19 protein-coding genes are annotated in these 20,964 nt (G+C 53.1%); 5 read left to right on the top strand and 14 right to left on the bottom strand.

The genetic code is table 11. From position 1 onward, the window contains the following. Positions 1–111 precede the first annotated feature (111 nt). Both ACT3TR_RS11755 and ACT3TR_RS11760 read left to right on the top strand, forming a co-directional pair. The gene (locus ACT3TR_RS11755) at positions 112–1,482 is read left to right on the top strand and encodes an NCS1 family transporter (protein ID WP_444625120.1); all 1,371 of its coding nucleotides are present in this window, start codon (positions 112–114) and stop codon (positions 1,480–1,482) included. 28 nt (positions 1,483–1,510) lie between these two features. Then, positions 1,511–2,989, top strand: coding sequence for an NCS1 family nucleobase:cation symporter-1 (locus tag ACT3TR_RS11760; RefSeq protein WP_096278302.1), 1,479 nt, complete (start codon positions 1,511–1,513; stop codon positions 2,987–2,989). Positions 2,990–3,165: 176 nt separating this feature from the next. On the opposite strand, the gene ACT3TR_RS11765 is transcribed toward ACT3TR_RS11760, so the two are convergent. Both ACT3TR_RS11765 and uraH read right to left on the bottom strand, forming a co-directional pair. Then, positions 3,166–3,894, bottom strand: a complete 729-nt coding sequence (locus tag ACT3TR_RS11765; protein WP_444625119.1) for a GntR family transcriptional regulator — start codon at positions 3,892–3,894, stop codon at positions 3,166–3,168. Positions 3,895–3,986: 92 nt separating this feature from the next. Further along, complete coding sequence (gene uraH / locus ACT3TR_RS11770; RefSeq protein WP_096278298.1) at positions 3,987–4,340, bottom strand: hydroxyisourate hydrolase; 354 nt, start codon at positions 4,338–4,340, stop codon at positions 3,987–3,989. A gap of 160 nt (positions 4,341–4,500) precedes the next feature. Here uraH and uraD point away from each other — a divergent pair, with 160 nt between their 5' ends. Continuing rightward, entirely contained in the window at positions 4,501–5,040 is a 540-nt protein-coding gene (uraD, locus tag ACT3TR_RS11775; RefSeq protein ID WP_441686239.1) for a 2-oxo-4-hydroxy-4-carboxy-5-ureidoimidazoline decarboxylase, read from the top strand. 51 nt (positions 5,041–5,091) lie between these two features. On the opposite strand, the gene ACT3TR_RS11780 is transcribed toward uraD, so the two are convergent. The 3 genes from ACT3TR_RS11780 to ACT3TR_RS11790 form a co-directional block, all read right to left on the bottom strand. Beyond that, positions 5,092–5,454 (bottom strand): phasin family protein, encoded by a 363-nt coding sequence (locus ACT3TR_RS11780; protein ID WP_096278294.1) that lies wholly within the window; start codon positions 5,452–5,454, stop codon positions 5,092–5,094. 180 nt (positions 5,455–5,634) lie between these two features. Next, positions 5,635–6,324: a glutathione S-transferase N-terminal domain-containing protein gene (locus tag ACT3TR_RS11785; protein WP_096278292.1), complete on the bottom strand. Its 690-nt coding sequence runs from the start codon at positions 6,322–6,324 to the stop codon at positions 5,635–5,637. Positions 6,325–6,417: 93 nt separating this feature from the next. Beyond that, complete coding sequence (locus ACT3TR_RS11790) at positions 6,418–7,110, bottom strand: glutathione S-transferase family protein (RefSeq protein ID WP_444625118.1); 693 nt, start codon at positions 7,108–7,110, stop codon at positions 6,418–6,420. A 365-nt stretch (positions 7,111–7,475) separates the two neighbouring features. On the opposite strand from ACT3TR_RS11790, the gene ACT3TR_RS11795 reads away from it, so the two are divergent. Further along, entirely contained in the window at positions 7,476–9,167 is a 1,692-nt protein-coding gene (locus ACT3TR_RS11795; protein WP_192536295.1) for an L-lactate permease, read from the top strand. Between the two features lie 79 nt (positions 9,168–9,246). Here the strand turns inward: ACT3TR_RS11795 and ACT3TR_RS11800 are convergent, their stop codons facing one another. From ACT3TR_RS11800 to ACT3TR_RS11840, 9 genes are all read right to left on the bottom strand, one after another. Beyond that, on the bottom strand, positions 9,247–9,771 hold the full coding sequence (locus ACT3TR_RS11800; protein ID WP_096278286.1) for a gamma carbonic anhydrase family protein: 525 nt from the start codon (positions 9,769–9,771) through the stop codon (positions 9,247–9,249). A gap of 34 nt (positions 9,772–9,805) precedes the next feature. Further along, on the bottom strand, positions 9,806–12,799 hold the full coding sequence (locus ACT3TR_RS11805; RefSeq protein ID WP_096278284.1) for an FAD-binding and (Fe-S)-binding domain-containing protein: 2,994 nt from the start codon (positions 12,797–12,799) through the stop codon (positions 9,806–9,808). A gap of 18 nt (positions 12,800–12,817) precedes the next feature. Next, the gene (locus tag ACT3TR_RS11810) at positions 12,818–14,035 is read right to left on the bottom strand and encodes a pyridoxal-phosphate-dependent aminotransferase family protein (RefSeq protein ID WP_096278282.1); all 1,218 of its coding nucleotides are present in this window, start codon (positions 14,033–14,035) and stop codon (positions 12,818–12,820) included. A gap of 100 nt (positions 14,036–14,135) precedes the next feature. Next, entirely contained in the window at positions 14,136–15,323 is a 1,188-nt protein-coding gene (locus ACT3TR_RS11815; protein ID WP_096278280.1) for a CaiB/BaiF CoA transferase family protein, read from the bottom strand. Between the two features lie 42 nt (positions 15,324–15,365). After that, a complete protein-coding gene (locus ACT3TR_RS11820; RefSeq protein ID WP_096278279.1) occupies positions 15,366–16,172 on the bottom strand; it encodes an enoyl-CoA hydratase in 807 nt (268 codons plus the stop codon). 64 nt (positions 16,173–16,236) lie between these two features. Further along, the gene (locus ACT3TR_RS11825; RefSeq protein ID WP_176483373.1) at positions 16,237–17,520 is read right to left on the bottom strand and encodes a TRAP transporter large permease; all 1,284 of its coding nucleotides are present in this window, start codon (positions 17,518–17,520) and stop codon (positions 16,237–16,239) included. A gap of 9 nt (positions 17,521–17,529) precedes the next feature. Then, complete coding sequence (locus ACT3TR_RS11830; protein ID WP_096278277.1) at positions 17,530–18,090, bottom strand: TRAP transporter small permease; 561 nt, start codon at positions 18,088–18,090, stop codon at positions 17,530–17,532. Between the two features lie 65 nt (positions 18,091–18,155). Next, positions 18,156–19,133, bottom strand: coding sequence for a TRAP transporter substrate-binding protein (locus ACT3TR_RS11835; protein WP_096278275.1), 978 nt, complete (start codon positions 19,131–19,133; stop codon positions 18,156–18,158). Positions 19,134–19,449: 316 nt separating this feature from the next. Beyond that, the gene (locus tag ACT3TR_RS11840) at positions 19,450–19,911 is read right to left on the bottom strand and encodes a GlcG/HbpS family heme-binding protein (RefSeq protein ID WP_096278273.1); all 462 of its coding nucleotides are present in this window, start codon (positions 19,909–19,911) and stop codon (positions 19,450–19,452) included. A gap of 242 nt (positions 19,912–20,153) precedes the next feature. Between ACT3TR_RS11840 and ACT3TR_RS11845 the strand changes: the two genes are divergently transcribed. Then, positions 20,154–20,837, top strand: coding sequence for a GntR family transcriptional regulator (locus ACT3TR_RS11845; protein ID WP_096278271.1), 684 nt, complete (start codon positions 20,154–20,156; stop codon positions 20,835–20,837). Positions 20,838–20,964 lie beyond the last annotated feature (127 nt).

Below are 20,964 nucleotides of genomic sequence, written 5' to 3' on the forward strand. Positions count from 1 at the left end.
TATTATACAAGATAAGCAACACGTCCATTAGCACGCCACGCCGCAAGCGTTGCTTGGGTATGAAAATACTCAAGCTACCAATAAAACCGATAATCTTGCGAGGACTACATCATGAGCACTTCAACTTCGGCTCTTGCGTCAAAGAATCAATCTCCTGCGAACGACACGGTGGGAACAAAAAGCATGGGGGCTGAAAGCCTGGCCCCTCAAGACACCCGAATAATGGGGCGTAGCTCCTACTTTCTGGCGTGGTTCGGCGGCTGCGTTTCCATTGGCACCTTTGCCATGGGTTCAAGCGTTGTCGGCACGTTAAACCTGCTACAAGCTACGCTGGCCATTGCCATCGGATGCTTTGTCATCGGCATTGCCCTGGCCATTAACGGGGCCGCAGGCTACAAGTACGGCATACCGTTCATGGTTCAAGCACGTAGTGCGTTCGGCTTTACCGGCACGCGGTTGCCTGGATTAGTTCGCGCGGTGCCTGCGGTAGTGTGGTACGGCTTTCAAAGCTGGGTTGGCGCAGGGGCACTGAATATGGTGTCGGCTACGCTGTTCGGTTTTGACAACCTTATTTTCTACTTTATTACCTTCCAGTTTTTGCAAATCGGCCTATCGGTCATGGGGTTCCAGGGCATCAAATGGCTAGAAAACATCGGCAGCGTTTTTATCCTAGCCTCACTGATGTACATGTTTTACGCCACGGTGCAGCGCTATGGCGATGAGCTTTCAGCCAGCCTGCTAACCATGGAAGGCTCATGGGGCATGCCCTTCTGGGGTGCGACCATGCTATTTCTTGGCATATACAGCACCATGATGCTCAACGTTAGCGACTACTCACGTGAGCATAAAAAAGGCACGGCCCAAAGCCTGCTGACGACCATTTATGCCATGTCGATTCTGCCCTGCACGCTATTTATGGGTTTGATTGGCTACATGGTTTCGCAAGCCACCGGCACTGCAGACCCTATCCAAGTATTTGCTAACGCCGTCGACAATACGCCGCTGTTGATGACCACCCTACTATTCATCGCCTTCGCACAGGTCACCACCAACGTACTCAATAACGTGGTGCCGCCGACCTACGTATTGATGGACGTCTTTAAGATCAAGTTTCCGATCGCCACGATCATCGTTGGGCTACTGGCGTTTGCCACATTCCCTTGGAAGCTTGTCCAGCCAGGCTCTGCAGCGGGCCTACAGATGTTTGTGCAGACCTATTCAGCATTCCTCGGCCCCATCTTTGCCATCCTCGTCGTCGACTACTACATCATTCGCCGTCGCACTCTAGATATCAGCAAGCTGTATGACCCGGAGGGGCCTTATAAAGGCGTTAACGCGGCGGCACTGATTGCCACGGCGATTGGCATTGTGGCGGCGCTTTCTTTCTCGGCGATCTCCTGGTACGCCAGCCTTATCCCTGCAGGCATTAGCTATTACCTGCTGATGAAGTACTGGGCACCTTGCCAACGTTTTAGCCAGTAACCCCACGCGCCAACCTTGAGCCAATAAAATGAAAGAGAGCAACGACGTGAGTGATTTAGACATTAGGCACATCGACCCGACGCTGTATAACGAGGACCTTGCGCCGCTTAAACCTCAAGATCGTAACTGGGGCGCGTTTGAGATCTTTAACGTCTGGTCGAACGATATCCAAAGCCTATTTGGCTATACCCTAGCCGCTTCGTTATTTTTGAGTTATGGCCTGAACGGCTGGGCGGTAATGGCTGCCATTATACTGGCGGGCGTGATCGTGATGTTTTTGGTCAACCTTACCGGTAAGCCCAGCGTTAAATACGGCATTCCGTTTCCAGTGATGGTACGTGCCAGCATGGGTGTTCGCGGCGCGAATTTGCCCGCCATACTACGTGCCATCGTCGGTATCTTCTGGTACGGCGTACAAACCTACTTCGCATCAACCGCGGTAACGCTGCTTATTACCGCCTTTATTGGTGCGGGCAGCGGGAGTACTTTCCTCGGCCTTTCCGGCGTGGCGTGGGTGTCGTTTGTGATTGTTTGGCTGTTCCAAATCGCGATTTTCTGGCAGGGCATTGAGCGCATCAAACACTTTCTAAACTTGGCAGGCCCACTGGTCTATGTGGTGATGCTGGTGTTAATGGCGGTTGTTTGGTATCAGGCGGGCAGCGAATTACTACCTGCTATTGGCACTATTTTTAGCGGCGATGGTGAAGCCAGTGGCAGTTCGATTGCCGCCTTTATGGCCATTGTCGGGACCATGGTGGCATATTTCGCAGCGGTGGTAATCAACTTTGGCGACTTCACGCGATTTGTGAAAACCGAGCGCCAGATGAAGCTTGGCAACCTGCTAGGCTTACCGCTTAACGTGGCTTTCTTCTCTTTTATTGCGCTAATTATTACGGCAGGCACTCTGGTGCTGTTTGGCGAGGCACTGACCAACCCCGCCGATATCGTTGAGCGGGTTGATTCGCTGCCGCTGACGATTGTCGCTGCCCTCACCTTCTTCGCCGCTACGGTAGGCATTAACTTAGTGGCCAACTTTATTCCGCCCGCCTATGACCTGGCCAACCTGTTTCCCAGCAAAATCAGCTTTAAGACAGGCGGCCTGATTACCGCCATTATTGCTTTCTTTGTCGGCGCGCTTTGGATCTCCGTGATCAGTCAAATAGGCATTCCCGGATTCGTAAACGCACTCGGTGCAATCGTCGCGCCGTTCTACGGCATCATCGTGGTCGATTACTACCTGATCAAGCGCCAGCATTTGAATATGCAGGAGCTGTTCTCATCAGCGCCGGGCGGCGCCTACTATTACGTGAATGGTTGGAACATCCGCGCCCTTATCGCCTTTGGCGCCGCTGCGATGTTCTCTCTTTCTACCGTTCTAGCTCCCGCACTATCAAGCCTAGGCGGATACGGCTGGCTGATAGGCGCGGGCTTAGGCGGGCTATTCTACTACGGCTTAATGCGTCAATTTAAGGCAGCGTCTGCGTTTGCTGAGCATACGGTAAGTTGAGAAATTTTAACTGCTAGAACAAACGCCATCGGCCAGAGCCGGTGGCGTTTGTTTAGGACATAACGCGTCAGGGTGCTCTAATCATCTGGAGTCTGCGTGAAATCACCGACGGCTTTATGAGAGTTGCCATTAATTACTGCGGCTGGGATGTTTTTAACTGATGAAGCGCACCTAACCTAACCCCCAAATATCTGCTGCAAATCCGGTGCGCTCTCTTGCTCTTCAACCATGGAAAGCGAAGCTTCGATGGCTTTTAGGTGGCGGCTCATAAAGGCTTTAGCGCGATCTCCGTTGCCTGATTCTAAATGCCCGATTAGGTCATCGTGGTCGTGGGATTCGCAGCCCAGGTGGCCGCGATGACCGTAAACGGCGAGTATCAGCGAAGAGCGCGAGCACAGGCGCTCAACAAACTCCGCCAGGGTGGCGTTGCCTGAAAGCTGCGCTAAGCGCAAGTGAAAATCCGCTGAGAGACGAATAGCCACACTTTGCTGGCCACTGCGCAGCGCTTGGCGCTCTTGGCGGGCCATTTCGCGAAGCTCAGCGGCTTCTTTGTCGCTCATGTGTCTTGCCACATCGGGCATTAACCCGCACTCGATTAACTGACGAGCATCGAAAACGTCTTTGGCTTCATCAGCGGTTGGCCGGGTAACACTAGCGCCGCGGCGTGGCGTGAGTGTGACTAATTGCTCCAGCGCTAAGCGCTGTAAGATTTTACGAATCCCGGTACGGCTAATACCAAATACTTCCGACAACGCATCTTCACGCAGCCGGGCACCAGGCTTTAAACGTTGCTCCACAATCGCATCGCTGATAGACCGGTAAATCACTTCGTGGCGCTCATCGCCCTCTTTGCTATTTTTATTAACGGAAGCGCGCCGCTTTACCGGTGCCTGCGCATCACTCATAGCTAGCCTCTCTGATCATTCCTTCCAAGCCGCAATGATATCGTGCTCTTCATCGCGCATGTTGGTTATCATGTAATAGTTAATCGGAGATTTTAGCTACCGCGGTAAGTTGAGTAGCCATAGGGCGATAGCAGCAGCGGCACATGATAGTGCTGGCTGACATCAGCAACACCAAAGCGCAGTGGAATCATATCTAAAAAGCGGGGCTCATTAGCCTCTACGCCCTGGGCTCTCAGGTAGTCACCGGCATGAAAAACCAGCTCATATTCAGCTGCAGTCAACGCATCGCCCTCTAAAAGAGGTGCATCACAGCGCCCGTCACTGTTAGTGATGACGGTGCTTAGATGCTGGCGTTCACTGCGGGTCAAGCGAAACACCTCAATAGTAATCCCCTGCCCGGGCTGTCCCGTGGCGGTATCCAGTACGTGGGTAGTTAAACGCCCCATAGCCGCTCCTATTTTATAAGGTTATTGGCGATACTTGATCGACATCCATGCCGTTGTACCGTTGAGCCTATCGGTCAAGGAGTACCGCTGCCGTTCTTTATTGTATACATTAAGTCTATCGCTTTACGCTTTGAAAAACTGCATGCCTAGGAGAATTTCAGTGTCGACCCACCGCCCATTAGTACTTTCACCAGCGCCTAGCCGATGCAGCCTTGAAATGCTGACGCTTCACTATGGGGACGTGTATGAGCACTCGCCTTGGGTCGCAGAAGCCGCCTGGCATCACGGCCTAAATGAAGAGCATGACGCCCCTGATGGGCTGGCACAGCTTATGGGCCTAATGCTGCAGCAGGCCAGCAGCGAGCAGCAAATCAATGTCATTCGTGCCCACCCCGATTTGGCTGGCAAAGCCGCTATCTCAGGCGAATTAACGCAGGATTCCACCAGCGAACAGGCCGGAGCAGGTCTACATCATTGCAGTGCCGATGAGTTCGCTCAGTTTGAATCTCTTAATGAGGCTTATAAAAAGAAATTTGGTTTTCCTTTTGTGATTGCCGTTAAGGGGTTAGATCGTGGCGCAATTTTAGCCGCCTTTGAAGAACGCTTGAACAACGCTGCGGCAGCCGAACGGCAAACGGCCATTGAACACATTATCCGTATTGCCTGCCTGCGCTTAATCGATCGTGCCAGCAAAGCGTAAAAAAAAGCGCCGACCCCATAGGGAGCGGCGCTTTGAGCCAGATCAGCTAACTTACTGCTTAGCCGTTTCTACCGCTTTCTTGGTGGTTTCTTCAGCCTGCTTTTTGCTATCTTCAGCAAAGCTTTGACTGATGGACGTCACTTTTTCAGTGTCACCTTTAACACGCTCCATGAAATCACTGGCTGTTTTCTGCTGGCTTTCGAGCGCTTTTTTGAAACTATCAGTGTCTTTTACATCAAGCCAAGTCCGCGCTTGTGAAATAGCCATATCGGAGTAAGCGCGGGCAGCATCCACCTGCGCACTGAATAGCTGTTCATAGTAATCAAGTGCGGTCAGCGTGTAAGAGCGCATTGGCGATACAAACACAGATTCAAGCTGTTGCGCGGTTTGATCAGTACTCGATTTAGTAGCCATCTTCATATCCCCATAAGTGAGCTAGCACATCAACATGCCTTGATTAGGCGGATCTAAGCTAGGCATTTGCCTCTGCTGACTATAAAGTTAACAGTGCTTTTTGTGCAGCGCAACATGATTTTATCTCATGCTGCGCCTGCTCACTTATAGCGTATTTTTATTACCGCCGATAACCCGCGACTAGCGGTTATTGAACAAGTGCTTACGCGCTTGCTCATCCATTTCAACGCCCGCCTGTGGATTAACATCTTCGACCAACGCGTAAGCGCGGCGCACGGCTGGGCGCGCTTTCACCATATCGAACCAGCGCTCCAAGTCAGGAAACTCTTCTAGCGTTTGGCGCTGTTTTTCCCAGGGAACAATCCAAGGGTAGATCGCCATATCCGCAATCGAGTAGTCATCACCACCTACGAACGTATGGTGCGCTAGACGCTGGTCCAGCACGCTATAGAGCCGATTGGTTTCGAGCACGTACCGTTCAATGGCGTACTCAATTTTTTGCGGCGCATAGTTGCAGAAGTGATGATTTTGGCCGGCCATCGGGCCTAAGCCGCCCATTTGCCAGTGCAGCCACTGCAAGACGATATAGCGCTCGCGGCCTTCCGAGGGCAGGAACTGCCCACTTTTATCGGCGAGGTACTCAAGTATCGCGCCAGATTCAAATATCGATAGCGGCTGGCCACCGTCCTGCGGGGAGTGATCGACAATGGCGGGGATGCGATTATTGGGCGCGATCGCGAGAAATTCAGGGTCAAACTGCTCGCCCCGCCCAATGTTGATCGGCTTCACTCGATACGCAAGCTTGGCCTCTTCGAGCATGATGGAGATTTTGTGGCCGTTAGGGGTTGTCCAGTAATACAGATCAATCATTGCCATCTCCTTAATGAAAGCGTTGATTCACTCACTGAGCAAATTAAGGCTTTCTTAATGCATCAGGCGGCCGTGGCTGCACCGCCCTGTGCGTTATATGTCGCGTACGGTCAGGGCATTACTTGCCACCCCATCGTGAACGCTAAGCATGCGCTGGAACCATTCGTCGACCGGATCGCCCGGTTCTACAATCGCCTGTGTTGATACGATGTAAGCCCACATCATGCTGCCAAACAGCAAATAGTCTGAACCACTGGGGGAGTCACCGTCGAGAAATGCGCTTTCACGCAGTAAATCGCGCACCGGTGCCAACACCTGCTTGAGCTGTTGTTTACCCTGCTCTGGCTGGCTGAATTCTTCTAGCGTGCAGCCGAACCGCGCTTCACGCGTTTCGCGAAAGTAAGCGCGATCATCCGGGTGTACCGCCGCGAGTAAATCCAGACCCACGATACGAAATAACGCTGGTGTAACACTGCGCTCAACAAAGTATTTGAACAGCAGCACGCGCTGATAGCTGACGCCGTCACCCAGCACGGGCGCGCCGGGATACGCTTGATCCAAATAACGCATGATTTCGAAGCTATCGGTGACGACTTTATCGCCGTCGCAAAGTACGGGTACTTTGTCGTAGTCGGCAAACTCCAGCGCCTTTTTATCGAGAAAGCGCCACGCCACGGTGGTAAATTCCAAACCTTTATGGGCAAGCGTCATGCGTACGCGCCAGCAGTAAGGTGAGAAACGAAGCTGTTCATCTCGACCACATAAATCATAGAGTTTTAGTGCCATCAGTACTGCCCCATGGTGAGGAAACGAGTGGTTATCAAACGTGCGAATGCGCTTGGCGTGGTTCAACAATGAGCTTAAGAAACTATGCGTGCAATAGGCACCGCTAAACGGTGTCTATTAGTCTAACGAGAGCGCTATACCCCTCACTTTACAGGTTATTAAAAAACACATTAAAAACATCATGTTAGGCAAAAAAACCAACACTTAACTCGCCTTTAAAAATGGCTTTAACAGGTAAGACCAATTTTCCAATGTAGTCATCTTGTTAACCTAACCGTATCTTTCACTTACACCCGGCTGGTAACACACAATCCAGGCGGTTTTCGCGGAGCGTACCAAATCAATAACAAGGGGCAGTTCCTCTCATGAATGAAACGACACTTGCACTTCTGGCCTTCTTGCCGCTGCTGCTGGCCGGCATTCTACTCGTAGGCTTTAAAGTACCCGCTAAGATAGCGATGCCTCTCGTTTTCCTAACGGCTGCCATTATTGGCCTAACCGTTTGGAATATGTCCTTTACCCGCGTCGTGGCATCGACTATTCAAGGCTTGATTCAGACAGCAGGCCTTCTATGGATCATCTTTGGCGCTATCCTGCTGCTTAATACCCTCAAGCACTCCGGGGGCATTACCGCGATTCGCAACGGATTCTCGGGCATTAGTCCTGACCGGCGCGTTCAGGCGTTGATTGTGGCCTGGCTATTCGGCTGCTTCATCGAAGGCGCTTCTGGCTTCGGTACGCCAGCCGCCGTTGCGGCACCGCTGATGGTGGCTCTCGGCTTCCCGGCGCTTGCCGCGGTCGTTGTGGGTATGATGATTCAGTCAACGCCCGTCTCTTTCGGCGCCGTCGGTACACCTATTGTGGTGGGCGTTGGTAGCGGTGTGGATCGCGTGGGCATTACCGCTCAGCTTGATTCGGTCGGCTCTAGCTGGGACGTATTTTTTCAACAAATCACTAGTTCGGTCGCCATTACTCACGGCATCGTGGGCATTTTAATGCCACTGATCCTAGTGCTGGTAATGGTGCGTTTCTTCGGCGCCAACCGCTCCTGGAAAGAGGGGTTGTCGATTACCCCTTTCGCTATTTTTACCGGCATCTGCTTCGTCGTGCCTTACATGCTAGTCGGCGTGCTGCTAGGGCCTGAGTTCCCGTCTATGATAGGCGCTATGGTGGGCTTAGCGATTGTGGTGCCTGCCGCCAAGCGAGGCTTCTTGCTGCCTAAAGATACCTGGGACTTTCCTGAATCTTCGTCTTGGCCCGATGAGTGGATTGGCAATCTACAAATCAAGCTGGAAGACGTTGCGGGCAAAGCGCCTATGTCGACCTTTAAAGGCTGGGTACCTTACGTATTGCTGGCGCTGTTCTTAGTCGCATCACGGACCATTGAGCCGCTGCGCGTCGCGTTAACGTCAATCAGCCTGGACTGGAACAACATTCTTGGCGAAGCGGGCGTTAGCGGCGGCGTGCAGCCGCTGTATCTACCCGGTGGAATTATTGTAGCAGTGGTGATCATTACCTACTTCTTGCACCGCATGAATCCACAAAAAATTAGCGCCGCCGTCTCAGAGTCCACCAAAACGATTTTTGGTGCGGGCTTCGTGTTGGTCTTCACCGTGCCGATGGTACGTATCCTGATCAACTCGGGTGTTAATGGCGCAGACCTTGTGTCTATGCCGGTGATGATGGCGCAAGCGGTGGCCGATGGCGTAGGTGGCATTTACCCCTTCTTTGCACCCGCTGTCGGGGCAATGGGCGCCTTCATTGCAGGCTCCAACACCGTGTCTAACCTAATGCTGGCAGAGTTCCAGTTCAGCGTCGCGCAATCCCTTGGCCTTTCGACGGCGATGATGATTGCACTGCAAGCGGTAGGTGCGGCGGCGGGTAATATGATCGCTATCCATAACGTGGTCGCAGCGTCGGCAACGGTCGGGCTATTGGGCCGAGAAGGCACAACGATCCGCAAGACGATCCTACCCACCATTTACTATCTGATTTTTACCGGCATCATCGCACTGGTTGCGTTCTACGTGATCGGCGTGACCGACCCGTTAATGTAAAAGTGGCGGTTGTTGTAGCAGAAACGCAAACCCCCAGGCCTTGGCCTGGGGGTTTGCGTTTGGAGCGGGACAAGTGCAGTCAGTCTATTCGCTTGAGTTCTTGGCGATGGCGCTTGCTACGCTCTACGTAGCCCTGAGCATTTTTCTTCAGACCCGCCACCGCTTCTTCGGAAAGCGTTCGCACCACGCGAGCAGGTGAACCAACAATTAAGGAATTCGCTGGGAACACCGCGCCTTCCTTAATAAAGGCACCGGCACCTACTAAGCTATTTTCACCAATCACCGCGCCATTGAGCACCACCGCTTGGATACCGATTAGGCAGCCATCGCCAACCGTGCAGCCGTGCAGCATGGCCTGGTGCCCTACCGTTACGCCTTTACCTACTTTAAGCGGAAAGCCTGGGTCTGCATGCAGCACTGCGCCATCCTGAATATTGCTCTCTTCGCCAACCTCAAGGTGATCCGAATCACCGCGCAATACCGCCTGATACCACACGCTTGAATGCGCTTTTAAGGTCACTTGGCCGATAACATCTGCCGTTTCGGCAACGTATACGTCGTCGTGAATATCCGGGCGGTGCTCGCCATATTGATAAATGGCCACGTTGACCTCCTAGGTTGTTATTGATGTACAGCCTTCAGGCTAGCGCTTGTTCCAGCAATCGAGCAACGTGTATCGCTTCACGACCGCTGCCATCATGAATTTGATGGCGACAGCTTGTGCCGTCAGCAATAAGTACGGCATCTTTATCAGCGTTGCGGATAGCGGGCAACAGCGAGAGCTCGGCCATTTTTAGCGATGCCTCATAGTGCTCCGCTTCATAGCCAAAGCTGCCCGCCATGCCGCAGCACGAGGACTCAATTGTTTTGACCTCAAGGCCGGGAATCCAGCCTAGCACTTGCTCGACGGGGCGCAGTGCATCAAACGCCTTTTGGTGGCAGTGGCCGTGCAGCATAGCGTGCCCGTATGGCAGCGCTTTAAGTTCCAGCGGAAGCTGATCCGCCGCACGCGCGTTGACCAAAAACTCTTCAAACAAATACGCCGATGACGACAGTGCTTTCGCTTCTTCACCAAAGCCGTACTGCAGAAACTCATCGCGCATGCTGAGTAAGCAAGAAGGTTCTAGCCCCACGACGGCCACACCACGCTCCACAAAGGGCATCAGATGCTCAAGGGTGCGCTTGGCTTCTGCTTTGGCCTTATCGAACTGGCCCGACGATAGATAGGTTCGCCCGCAGCAAAGGGGGCGCTGCCCTTTCGTAACATTCAGATGAACGCGGTAGCCCGCAGCTTCCAGCACCCGTTTGGCCGCCTTGGCATTATCGCCTTCCATATAATTATTGAAGGTATCAACGAACAGCAGCACTTCCCGCGCAGCGTGCGGAGACGCCTCGGCACTGGCAAGGAAGTTGCCGTTAAATAGCGGCAGCGAACGCTGGGGCGCAAGCTTAAGCGCCTGTTTGATTTGCTTGGCTAAAAAAGGCACTCGCTCAACGCCGTTGACCAATGCGGAAAACTTGCTGGCCCACGGGGCGTAGCGCGGCATTTCCCCCACCATACGGTCACGTAGAGAGATTCCTTTAAGACGCGCGCGGGCGGTGCGTGCCTCTATTTTGAACTTGGCCATATCCACGCCCGTGGGGCAATCGCGCTTGCAGCCCTTACACGAAACGCATAGATCCAGCGCCTCTTTGACATCGTCACTGGCAAGCCCTTCATCACCCAATTGGCCGGAAAGCACCAGACGCAGCGTATTAGCGCGGCCCCGGGTCAAATGCTGTTCATCCTTAGTAATGCGAAAACTTGGGCACATGGTTCCCGCGTCAAACTTACGGCAGTGGCCGTTGTTGTTGCACATCTCCACGGCCATAGCCAAGCCATGGGTGGCATCGCCGCCGCTGCCTGGCGACGTTTGCTCGCCGGTGAGCGGGTCACGCTTTACATTCCAAGCGGACCAGTCAAACACCGGGGTTAGCGGGATGGTTTTATAGGCTTTAGGAAAACGAAAGTAGCGTTCGTCGTCCATTTTGGGAGTATCGACAATCTTGCCCGGATTGAACAGATTGTTAGGATCAAACAGTTGCTTTATTTCACGAAAGGCGTCGTTGATCGTCTCACCGAACTGCCACGCCACCCATTCGCCACGGCAGATACCATCGCCATGCTCACCGGAGTAGGCGCCTTTATATTCGCGCACTAGCGCGGAGGCTAGCTCGGCGATTTCACGCATTTTCTCTGCGCCATCCCGGCGCATGTCGAGAATCGGGCGCACGTGCAACGTGCCGACGCCTGCGTGGGCATACCAGGTGCCTTCCGTGCCGTAGCGGTTAAACACGTCGGTCAGCTTTTCGGTGTACTCCGCCAAATGCTCTAGCGGCACCGCGCAGTCTTCAATGAAGGAAACCGGCTTACCGTCGCCCTTCATACTCATCATGATGTTGAGCCCAGCTTTACGCACGTTCCACAATGCTTTCTGCTCAGCGGCTCCTGGCATGTCGACCACGCTGCCAGGCAGGCCTAAATCAGCCATCAGCTCACTAAGGCCACGCAGTACCTCCATCTGTGCCGCGTGGTCTTGGCCGGCAAACTCCACGAGCAAAATCGCTTCAGGCTTACCAATTAGCGCCTTTTCAATGACAGGCCGAAACGCAGGATTTTCCAGCGATAGCTCAATCATCGTGCGATCAACCAGCTCAACCGCCGTGGGGCCAAGCTTGACGATATGTTGAGTGAAGTCCATCGCCTGATAAAACGTCGGGAAATTCACCACGCCCAGGACTTTTTGCTCGGGCAGCGGTGACAGCCTGAGCTTAATACGCTGGCTAACGCCTAGCGTCCCTTCAGAGCCCACCAATAAGTGGGCGAGGTTCGCACGCCCGTCAAGATCATAGGGAATAGGATTTTGGCAATCGAACAGATCCAGATTATAACCACCTACCCGCCGCAACACCTTGGGGAAGTGGTCACGTATTTCAGGCGCGACACGCTGCGCGATGGCCTTGATCTGCTCAGCAATGCGCTGCTCCTGGGAGCCTTGAGCGACACTGTCCACGAAACCGAAGTTGGCCGCGCTGCCGTCGGCTAAAAGCGCCTCGACGCCCAGCACGTTATGCACCATATTGCCGTAGTAAATCGAGCGAGACCCACATGAGTTATTGCCCGTCATTCCGCCAATCGTGCACTGCGCGCTGGTAGAAACATCCACCGGATACCATAGCCCATGCGGCTTAAGCCACGCATTCAGGTGGTCAAGCACAATGCCTGGCTCGACCACCACGGTGAGTGCCTCGGCGTCGAAATCGACGATCTGATTGAGCCAGCGCGTAGTATCAATCACCAGCGCCTCGCCAACGGTTTGGCCACACTGGCTAGTCCCCGCTCCCCGCGCCAATATCGGCACGCTAGCATCTCGGGCGATATCCAGCGCTATTTTCAAATCCTGCTGGTGGCGCGGGATGACCACGCCTACCGGCGTCACCTGATAAATAGAGGCATCGGTTGAATAGCGCCCCCGCGTTGCCCGATCAAACCGTACTTCACCTTCCATTTCGCGGGATAGCCGCTCGGCAAACTCGCCGAGCGGTCGAATCTTGGCATCACCGGGCAGGCGATGATTGGTCAGAGACGTCATGTGGCTCTCCCCCGTCATTTAGCGCTCTGCTGCGCCTGCATTGAGCGGATTAGCTGCAAAGTAATCCAGCGCGGCAAGCACACCGCTTCCCTTCAGCTTCACGCCAGCAAGCTTCATGCCCGCCTCACAGCCGCCCAGGGTGGCAATCAGGGTTAGATCGTTGCAGTCGCCTAAATGGCCAATCCGGAAAATCTTGCCCTTGGCCTTACCCAGCCCCATGCCAAGTGAAAGATCAAATCGCTCATAAATGATCTTGCGCACCGCATCCGAATCAACGCCTTCGGGCATCACCACACCCGTCAGTACCGGCGAATACACCGCAGAGTCCTGGCACTGAATTTCTAGCCCCCACGCTGCTACCGCTGCACGTACGCCGGCTCCCCAGCGCTGATGGCGAGCCAGCACGTTGTCGAGACCTTCATCCAACAGCATATCCAGCGCTTCATTCAGGCCGTAAAGCAGGTTAGTGCTTGGCGTGTAGGGCCAGTAGCCGTTCTTATTGGCCTCTAGAATTTCATCCCAAGCCCAAAAACTTTTTGGCAATGTCGACTGCTTACTCGCTTCGATTGCTTTAGGTGAGAGCGCGTTAAAACTGATGCCTGGCGGCAGCATCAGGCCCTTTTGGGAGCCGGAAACAGTAACATCTACGCCCCATTCATCGTGACGGAAGTCAGCGCTGGCCAAGCCTGAAATAGTATCGACAATCAGCAATGCAGGGTGGCCCGCCGCATCAATAGCCTTACGCACGGCCGCAATGTCACTGGTGACGCCGGTAGAGGTTTCGTTATGTACAACGCACACCGCTTTCAGCTCGTGACCGGTATCTTCTTTTAAGCGCGCTTCGATCATGTCTGCCTGCACACCCTGGCGCCAGCCTTCATAGCCAGGCAGGCTCAGAAATTCGGGCTGGATGTCCAGGCGCAGAGCCATTTTTTGCCATAGCGTGGCAAAGTGGCCGGTTTCAAACATCAGCACACGGTCGCCAGGCGACATAGTATTGGCTAACGCGGCCTCCCAGGCACCGGTACCTGACGCTGGGTAAATAATCACCGGGTTCTCGGTCTTGAATATTTTTTTAACCTTGCTCAACAGTTCAAGACCTAGCGCGCCGAACTCCGGCCCACGGTGATCAATGGTGGGCAGGCTCATCGCTCGTAAGATGCGATCTGGCACCGGTGATGGGCCAGGAATTTGCAAGAAATGACGACCGGATGGGTGAAAATTAAGTTTTAGCATGATGACGCTCCTGTTTGTTGTTGTACGGCTCGCGGCTGAATCTGCCGCTTAGCGTTATTCAAAATGGATAATGAATGCAATTCATCACATCAAAAAAGCGTTACTTGATACATCCTTCAGCGCGTAAAGCATCAAGCTCTTCACCAGAAATACCCAGGCTATCAAGTACTTCATCAGTATGCTGAGCAAACAAAGGTGCAGGGCTACGAATTTGCGAGGGCGTTGCCGAAAACTTACTGGGAAAGCCTATCGTCTTCATTTTGCCTATCACCGGGTGGTCCATCTCCTGCACCATGCCTCGCGCTACGTAGTGCTCATCCTGCATGGCTTGAGCGAAATCGTTAATAGGCCCTGCCGGTACACCCGCGCGGTCACAAAGCGTTAGCCACTCATTCACACTTTGGTCGGCCATCAGCTCTTCAAGCAACGCTTCCAGCTCTTCAACGTGCTGACCGCGCGTCTGGTTAGTGATAAAACGCGGGTCTGCCATTAACTCCTCGCGTTTTAAGACATCCTGACAAAAGCGTTCCCAGGTTCGTTGATTGGCACAGCCGAGCATCAAATAGCCATCGCTGGCTTTGACGGCCTGGTAAGGCGCAGACACGCGATGGCGCCACCCCGTTGGCTTAGGCACGGTGCCTTCAGAAAAATACGCTGCCGCCTCCCAGGTAAACCAGGGCAAGCCACACTCGGTAATGGCGATATCAATATACTGGCCGGCGCCCGTCTTCATCTTGTGAATGCATGCCGCCAGGATTGAATAAATCGCGGTGAGTCCAGCCCCAATGTCGTAAACAGCAATACCGGTTTTCAGCGGGCGTTTGCCCTGCTCGCCGGTCATCGACATCAATCCAGTCATGCCTTGCGCCACCAGGTCGAATCCACCTTTGTGGCTATAAGGCCCGGTTTGCCCATAGCCTGAAATGGAGCAGTACACGATGCCAGGGTTGATGGCCTTAATCGTGTCGTAATCAATGGCCAGCGATTTGGTGACGCCAGGCCGGTAGTTTTCGACAATCACATCGGCATCAGCGGCTAAGCGATAGAAAATTTCTCTAGCGCGTTCATCTTTTAGATTAAGCGATATGCTCTTTTTATTACGATTAATCTGTGAAAAGCAGGTCGATTCGCCGTTGACGTAAGGCCCCATTTGGCGGCTGTCATCACCGCCATTGAGCTTCTCCACCTTAATCACCTCAGCGCCCATGTCAGCCAACACCATGGTGCAGTAGGGTCCGGCCATAATTTGCGATACATCCAGCACTTTTATGTCTTGTAGGGGAAGCACGGGCTTTCCTCCTAGTTAGTCGATGTAAGCTCTGGCCGAAAACTAATGGCCAGACCACTTAAACGGCGTTTTATTGACGAATTTATCCACTGCCGAGGCAAAATCTTGGCTCATATAGCAGGTGGTTACCCAGTCATCACTCGCGTCGGCGGGAAGACGTCGCTGCTCCAGCGCACGTCCAATCAACGCCTTACTGGCCTTAAGCGTTAGCGGCGCACGCTGAGCAAAGGCCTCTGCGAGTATCGCCACGTCGGCATAGATGGTGCCTGCGCCGAACTGCTGATTGATTAATCCCGTCGCGAGTGCCTCATCGGCACCAAACAGGCGCGCCATCATCAGCGCCTCTTTTGTCCGCGCAACGCCAAGCATATCGATCATGCGCGAAACGTTATTAATCGACAGCGTATTGCCCAGCGTTTTAGCAATGGGCACGCCAAACTTGAGCGTGGAGGTGGCGTAGCGAAAATCGCACACTAGCGCCAGTGCCGCCCCGCCCCCCACACAGGCACCTTCTATCAGCGCCAGCGTGGGCTTGGGAAAGGCCTCAAGTTTGCCGACAACACGATCAATACGCCGCTCGTAGTCAATGGCATCGCTCGCCTTGGTAAAGGTTGAAAACTGACTGATATCGGTGCCGGCTACAAACGCTTCACCGCCTACACCGTGTAAGACAACCGCATGAATGTCATCGTTGTCGACCAGCTGATCGCAATGCTTTTCCAAGGCGTCGTACATCTCCCAGGTCATGGCATTGCGGCTCTGGGGCCGATTAAAGCCAATCCAAGCCACCCCGTTAAGCTGCTCGAAGCGAATGCTATCGACGTGGTTGGGTTCGTTTACGTTGCTCATCTGCTACTCCTGTTAGGCATGTCGTGTTCGAGTATTACCTTTCAGCTCTCGACCAACGGTCACGTTATCCGTAGACAAAATTCACTAATGCCAGCGCAAACGCCGGAATATAGGTATTAATCATCAGGATCGTAAACAGCACGGCAATGAACCACAGGTTGGTTTTCGAGGTTGCCCATATGTCCGATTTAGCAATGGAGCACGCCGCAATGAGCACGCTGGCCACCGGAGGTGTTTGCTGGCCGATCGCTAAGTTTAACGTCACGATCAGACCGAAGTGCAGCGGATCGATACCCACTTCAAGCACTAGCGGTAAAACAATGGGCACGACCAAAATAATCGCCGCGGCAGAGTGCAGGAAAATACCCAAAATCAAGAAGATGATGTTGAGTAGTGCCAAAATCATGTACTTGTTGCTGGTAAGCTCGCTAATCTGCATCGCAATCTGCTGGGGAATACGCGTTTCAGTCAGATACCCACCGACGACCGCTGACGCTGCCACCAGTAGCATCACCACCGCGGTTTGCACGCCGGCACTCTTACAAGAGTCGATGAAATTTCTAAAGGTGAATTCGCGATAGATCACCGCACTGATAAAGATAGCGACACATACCGCCAGCGCTGCGCCTTCGGTCGCAGTAACGAACCCACCAAAGATACCGCCTAGAATGATGATCGGAATCAACAGTGCCCAGATCGCTTCTTTGAAAGCGATCCATAGCTGCGAGACCCGAAAGCGTCCTTCAGAGGGGAAGTTATATTTGCGTGCCAGGTAGTAGCACATCCCCGCCAAGCCCATTGCACCTAAAAGTCCTGGGAAGATACCGGCAACAAACATTTGTACCACCGATTCACCCGACATGACCGCATACAGAATCATCGGAATAGAAGGCGGCAGGATGATGGCCAGACTGGCAGCCGAAGAGGAAATTGAAGCGGCAAATTCTTTGGTATAGCCCCGCTTGCGCATCGCGGGAATCAAAATACTGCCTATGGCCGATACGCCTGCAACGGAAGACCCTGAAATTTCAGCGAAAAACACCGAAGCGCCGATGGTAACCATCGCTAAACCGCCTTTAATAAACCCTACCATTGCCATGGCTAAGTCAATCAAGCGCCGCGATATACTCGAGGCGTTCATAATGGCACCGGCGAGAATAAACAGCGGAATCGCAATCAGCGGAAAGTTGGTGGCGCCCTCAAACATCGTCATGCCGACCGTCGGCATTGCCAAGCTGCCATACGACATGAACGTTGCAACGGTTCCCACCAATGCTAATGCCACCGCAACAGGCACATTGATAAGAATCAGCAGAATTAATGCGATAAAGATATACAGTATGACCATGGTGTCTGCTTACCCTCGCTGCTGTGTGCTGACGGCTTCGACGGCATCTGCGTCAAGGCCTGCTTCTTCAAGTTCATGATCAATAAAGCCTTTACCTCGAGCACTTTTGATCACGTCGGGGAGCCGCAGCAGTTCAGCAATAATGAACAGTACGGAAGCAACGGGAATAGCCGACTGAGTTATCTGCATTGAGATGGCGGGGAGGCTGACCATATTGACGCCATCAAGAATCAGCATCACCTGATAGCTTGCTAAGCCAAGGAAGATAAAGAAACCGATGGTGATAGCCTCGGCTAGCAGCGCGACCGGCACACGAATGACAGGCGGGCACATATTAAGCACGCTGGGGCAGGTAATATGCGCGCCTTTCGCGGCGGCCAACGCCGCACCGTAATAGGTCACCCAGGCCAGCAACACAGCCGCCAGCTCGTCATACCAGCTTAAGGGAAAACCTAGATAGCGGGTCACGAAGCCGACGGTGACCACGCCCGCAAGCGCAATTACCAAAATCACGACGATACCTTCAAGAAACGAAAAATAGGCGTTCTTGAATTTTGTAAAAGTACTCATTGAGACCTCCGAGAGACGAGGTGCCGCGTATCGAGCGCTGCACCTCTGATAGATTGGCGCGGGACTTACTCGCGTAGCGCAGCCACTGAGTCAATCAAGTCCTGACCACCGTCTACTTCATCGGCAAACTTACTGTAGATAGTTTGTGAGGCCTCAACGAAAGCATCGAAATCGACGTCGTTGACTTCCATTCCCTCTTCTTTCATTTTCGCCAGGGTTTCATCATCGAGACGCTGACCTTCTTCTAACACGAAGTCTTCCATTTCAACGGCCACTTCTTCGAGCACTTGCTGCACTTCTTCCGGTAGACGGCTCCAGCTAGCACCAGCGGTTAGGTAGGCAGGGGTGTAAACGTGGTTGGAAATGGAGAGGTAATCCTGCACTTCCTGGAAGCGCGAGGAGTAGGTTTGAATTAATGGGTTTTCCTGGCCGTCCATTGCCCCGGTTTGTAGGGCCACGAACACTTCAGAAAGCGACATCGGGGAAGGCGCCGCACCGTAGCTACGGAACATTTCAATACGCCATACACCGCTGGGCGTGCGCAGCTTTATGCCTTCAAGATCGCTAGGAACAACAATCGGCCGAACGTTGTTAGTGATCTGACGAAAACCGTTTTCCCATACCCCGATAATTTTAAAACCACGGGCTTCAGCGGCGTCATACATGGGCCCACGTACGACCTCATCGCGCACGCGCTTCATGTGCTCGCGGTCAGCGATTAAATACGGCATTTCAAACAGCGCAAACTGATCTGATTCCGAACTCATGACCGTGGAGGGTATCGAGAGATCCAGTGAACCCAAACGCAAACGACGCATCATTGATTCATCGCTGCCCAGCTGGCTGTTGCCATAAACGTTTACTTCGGCAACGCCTTCTAAGCGTTCGTTGGCGAGTTCAGCAAAACGGTTGGCGCTAATTTCAAATAACGAGCCAGGGCCACCCACATGACCAAGGCGCACTTCAATAGCGGCGTTAGCGGCGGCGGCCTGCAAGCCAAGCGATACAATGGCCGTTGCCAGCGCTGTTTTGAGCAGTTTCATAGTGAACTCCAAGTGAAGCATTTGTTGTTGTTGGCTATGTCGCCACCGCAGCGTTAGCTCACGATGGAACCTGCATGGGAAGCTGTTTGAATAGACCAACGCGTTGCTAATAGGCATCTACAGCAAAGGCTTTCCCCACATCAATTTGAATTCAAAATTCAAAATTAGGTATTAAACTTTCGTCTTGTCGCAAAAACAAAACTGCAACGCGTTGTTTTTTAAGCTCTCTCTAATAACCTTCACACATAAAAAAACGGGCAGTGGCTCGAATAAGCCACACAGCCCGCTCTTGAATCACAATTATCCCGCTATATTGCTAGCTAGGCTCAAGCCCCCAACGTAAACCTGCTAGCTCAATACCCGCTATAGCGGCCTGCTGGTCTTCATCAGACGAGGCACCGCTTACGCCTACCGCGCCAATCACACATTGCTGATCATTCAAAATGGGGACTCCGCCCGCCACGGCCACAAAATGCCCCTGGGAAGCCGCCGAAACGCTGGCAACAAACGCCGTGCGTTCAGCGTTGCGAACTCCTAACACGCCGCTGGCAACCCCGATGCCAAGTGAAGCATAGGCTTTCCCCTGCGCCACTGGAAAACGCAACGGTGCACAGCCATCTTCCCGTTCTGCTGCCACTAAATTACCGCCGCCATCTAATACCACGATGGTTAGCGGCGGGAGTCTGGCTTCGCGGGCCAGCGCTATAGCGCCTTCGATTACTTTTCTACTTTGTTCCCTAGGAAGCTGCACGCTGCAGTGGAATACTTGTCCGGCCATCGGTTTTACCTTTGTGATTGTTAAGATGACAATATCGCCAGCAAAATGCTGACATCGTGAATACTGAATTCATAATTACTTTTGCAGATCATGCAAATAATAGCCACTATGCAAAGACGGTTTTAAGCAAAGTCGGCTGTACTCGGCGCTAGGTTTAAGCAAATGGTATCGTGCTCAAACGATCCAAGTGGTCTGGGTAGCTTGGCAACAAGTCAAGTGCGCCACTGACAAGGAACTGAAGAATGACAAAGATATTGCAGCGCAACTTGTATCGCGAAGTGGCCGATAGAATTGGCGAACTCATTGAGCACGGCGAGCTTTCCCCCGGAGAACGAATATCTGAAAAGCAGCTGTGTGATCGCTTCGGCGTATCGCGCACGCCTTTGCGTGAAGCGCTGAAGGTGCTCGCCACCGAAGGCCTTATCGAGCTGCTGCCCAACCGAGGCGCACGGGTGGTACAGCTGACCTTCAAAAAGGTTAAAGACACTTACGATTTAATGGCGGCCCTAGAAGGGCTATCCGGTGAACTTGCCTGTGAGTACATAAGTGACGCTGAAATTAGCGCCATTCGAAAGCTCCACGATACGATGCTAGAGCACTACCGTAATCGCGATCTATTGCCCTATTTCAAGGTCAATCGCCAGATTCATGAAAGCATTCTGGCCGCGGCGAATAATGACGTTTTACAAGAAACCTATAGCAACTTAAATCAACGCGTTAAGCGCGTGCGTTACTCCAAGAAAATGACCGAGCGTTACTGGAGCCAGGCGGTCAAGGATCATGAAAACATGATGGCGGCGCTCGAAAAGCGTGACGGTGCGCTGTTAGGCCAAATCCTGCGTGACCACTTGTGCAATAAAATTGAGGTAGCCACGTTAGCGGGCGTGATTAACCCTGATTATGACAAGAGTATCGCTAACGGCTGAGCGGACCTAGCGCCACTCAGCAGCACAGGAAGCGTTCTGTCGACTAATGAATGGTAAGACCAATGCACCACGGTCTAGACAGACGCGCAAAAAAAGCCCAAATTGAAACCACGTGGCGCAAACGCGC

It is taken from the genome of Halomonas sp. AOP12-B1-6, from assembly GCF_052379225.1.
Classification (GTDB): Bacteria; Pseudomonadota; Gammaproteobacteria; order Pseudomonadales; family Halomonadaceae; genus Vreelandella; species Vreelandella casei.

Excerpts from the sequence above, each read along its gene's own strand:
- ACT3TR_RS11755 (WP_444625120.1), top strand. The coding sequence starts at position 112 with ATGAGCACTTCAACTTCGGCTCTTGCGTCAAAGAATCAATCTCCTGCG.
- ACT3TR_RS11760 (WP_096278302.1), top strand. The coding sequence starts at position 1,511 with ATGAAAGAGAGCAACGACGTGAGTGATTTAGACATTAGGCACATCGAC.
- ACT3TR_RS11765 (WP_444625119.1), bottom strand. The coding sequence starts at position 3,894 with ATGAGTGATGCGCAGGCACCGGTAAAGCGGCGCGCTTCCGTTAATAAA.
- uraH (WP_096278298.1), bottom strand. The coding sequence starts at position 4,340 with ATGGGGCGTTTAACTACCCACGTACTGGATACCGCCACGGGACAGCCC.
- ACT3TR_RS11780 (WP_096278294.1), bottom strand. The coding sequence starts at position 5,454 with ATGGCTACTAAATCGAGTACTGATCAAACCGCGCAACAGCTTGAATCT.
- ACT3TR_RS11785 (WP_096278292.1), bottom strand. The coding sequence starts at position 6,324 with ATGATTGATCTGTATTACTGGACAACCCCTAACGGCCACAAAATCTCC.
- ACT3TR_RS11790 (WP_444625118.1), bottom strand. The coding sequence starts at position 7,110 with ATGGCACTAAAACTCTATGATTTATGTGGTCGAGATGAACAGCTTCGT.
- ACT3TR_RS11795 (WP_192536295.1), top strand. The coding sequence starts at position 7,476 with ATGAATGAAACGACACTTGCACTTCTGGCCTTCTTGCCGCTGCTGCTG.
- ACT3TR_RS11805 (WP_096278284.1), bottom strand. The coding sequence starts at position 12,799 with ATGACGTCTCTGACCAATCATCGCCTGCCCGGTGATGCCAAGATTCGA.
- ACT3TR_RS11810 (WP_096278282.1), bottom strand. The coding sequence starts at position 14,035 with ATGCTAAAACTTAATTTTCACCCATCCGGTCGTCATTTCTTGCAAATT.
- ACT3TR_RS11820 (WP_096278279.1), bottom strand. The coding sequence starts at position 16,172 with ATGAGCAACGTAAACGAACCCAACCACGTCGATAGCATTCGCTTCGAG.
- ACT3TR_RS11825 (WP_176483373.1), bottom strand. The coding sequence starts at position 17,520 with ATGGTCATACTGTATATCTTTATCGCATTAATTCTGCTGATTCTTATC.
- ACT3TR_RS11830 (WP_096278277.1), bottom strand. The coding sequence starts at position 18,090 with ATGAGTACTTTTACAAAATTCAAGAACGCCTATTTTTCGTTTCTTGAA.
- ACT3TR_RS11835 (WP_096278275.1), bottom strand. The coding sequence starts at position 19,133 with ATGAAACTGCTCAAAACAGCGCTGGCAACGGCCATTGTATCGCTTGGC.
- ACT3TR_RS11840 (WP_096278273.1), bottom strand. The coding sequence starts at position 19,911 with ATGGCCGGACAAGTATTCCACTGCAGCGTGCAGCTTCCTAGGGAACAA.
- ACT3TR_RS11845 (WP_096278271.1), top strand. The coding sequence starts at position 20,154 with ATGACAAAGATATTGCAGCGCAACTTGTATCGCGAAGTGGCCGATAGA.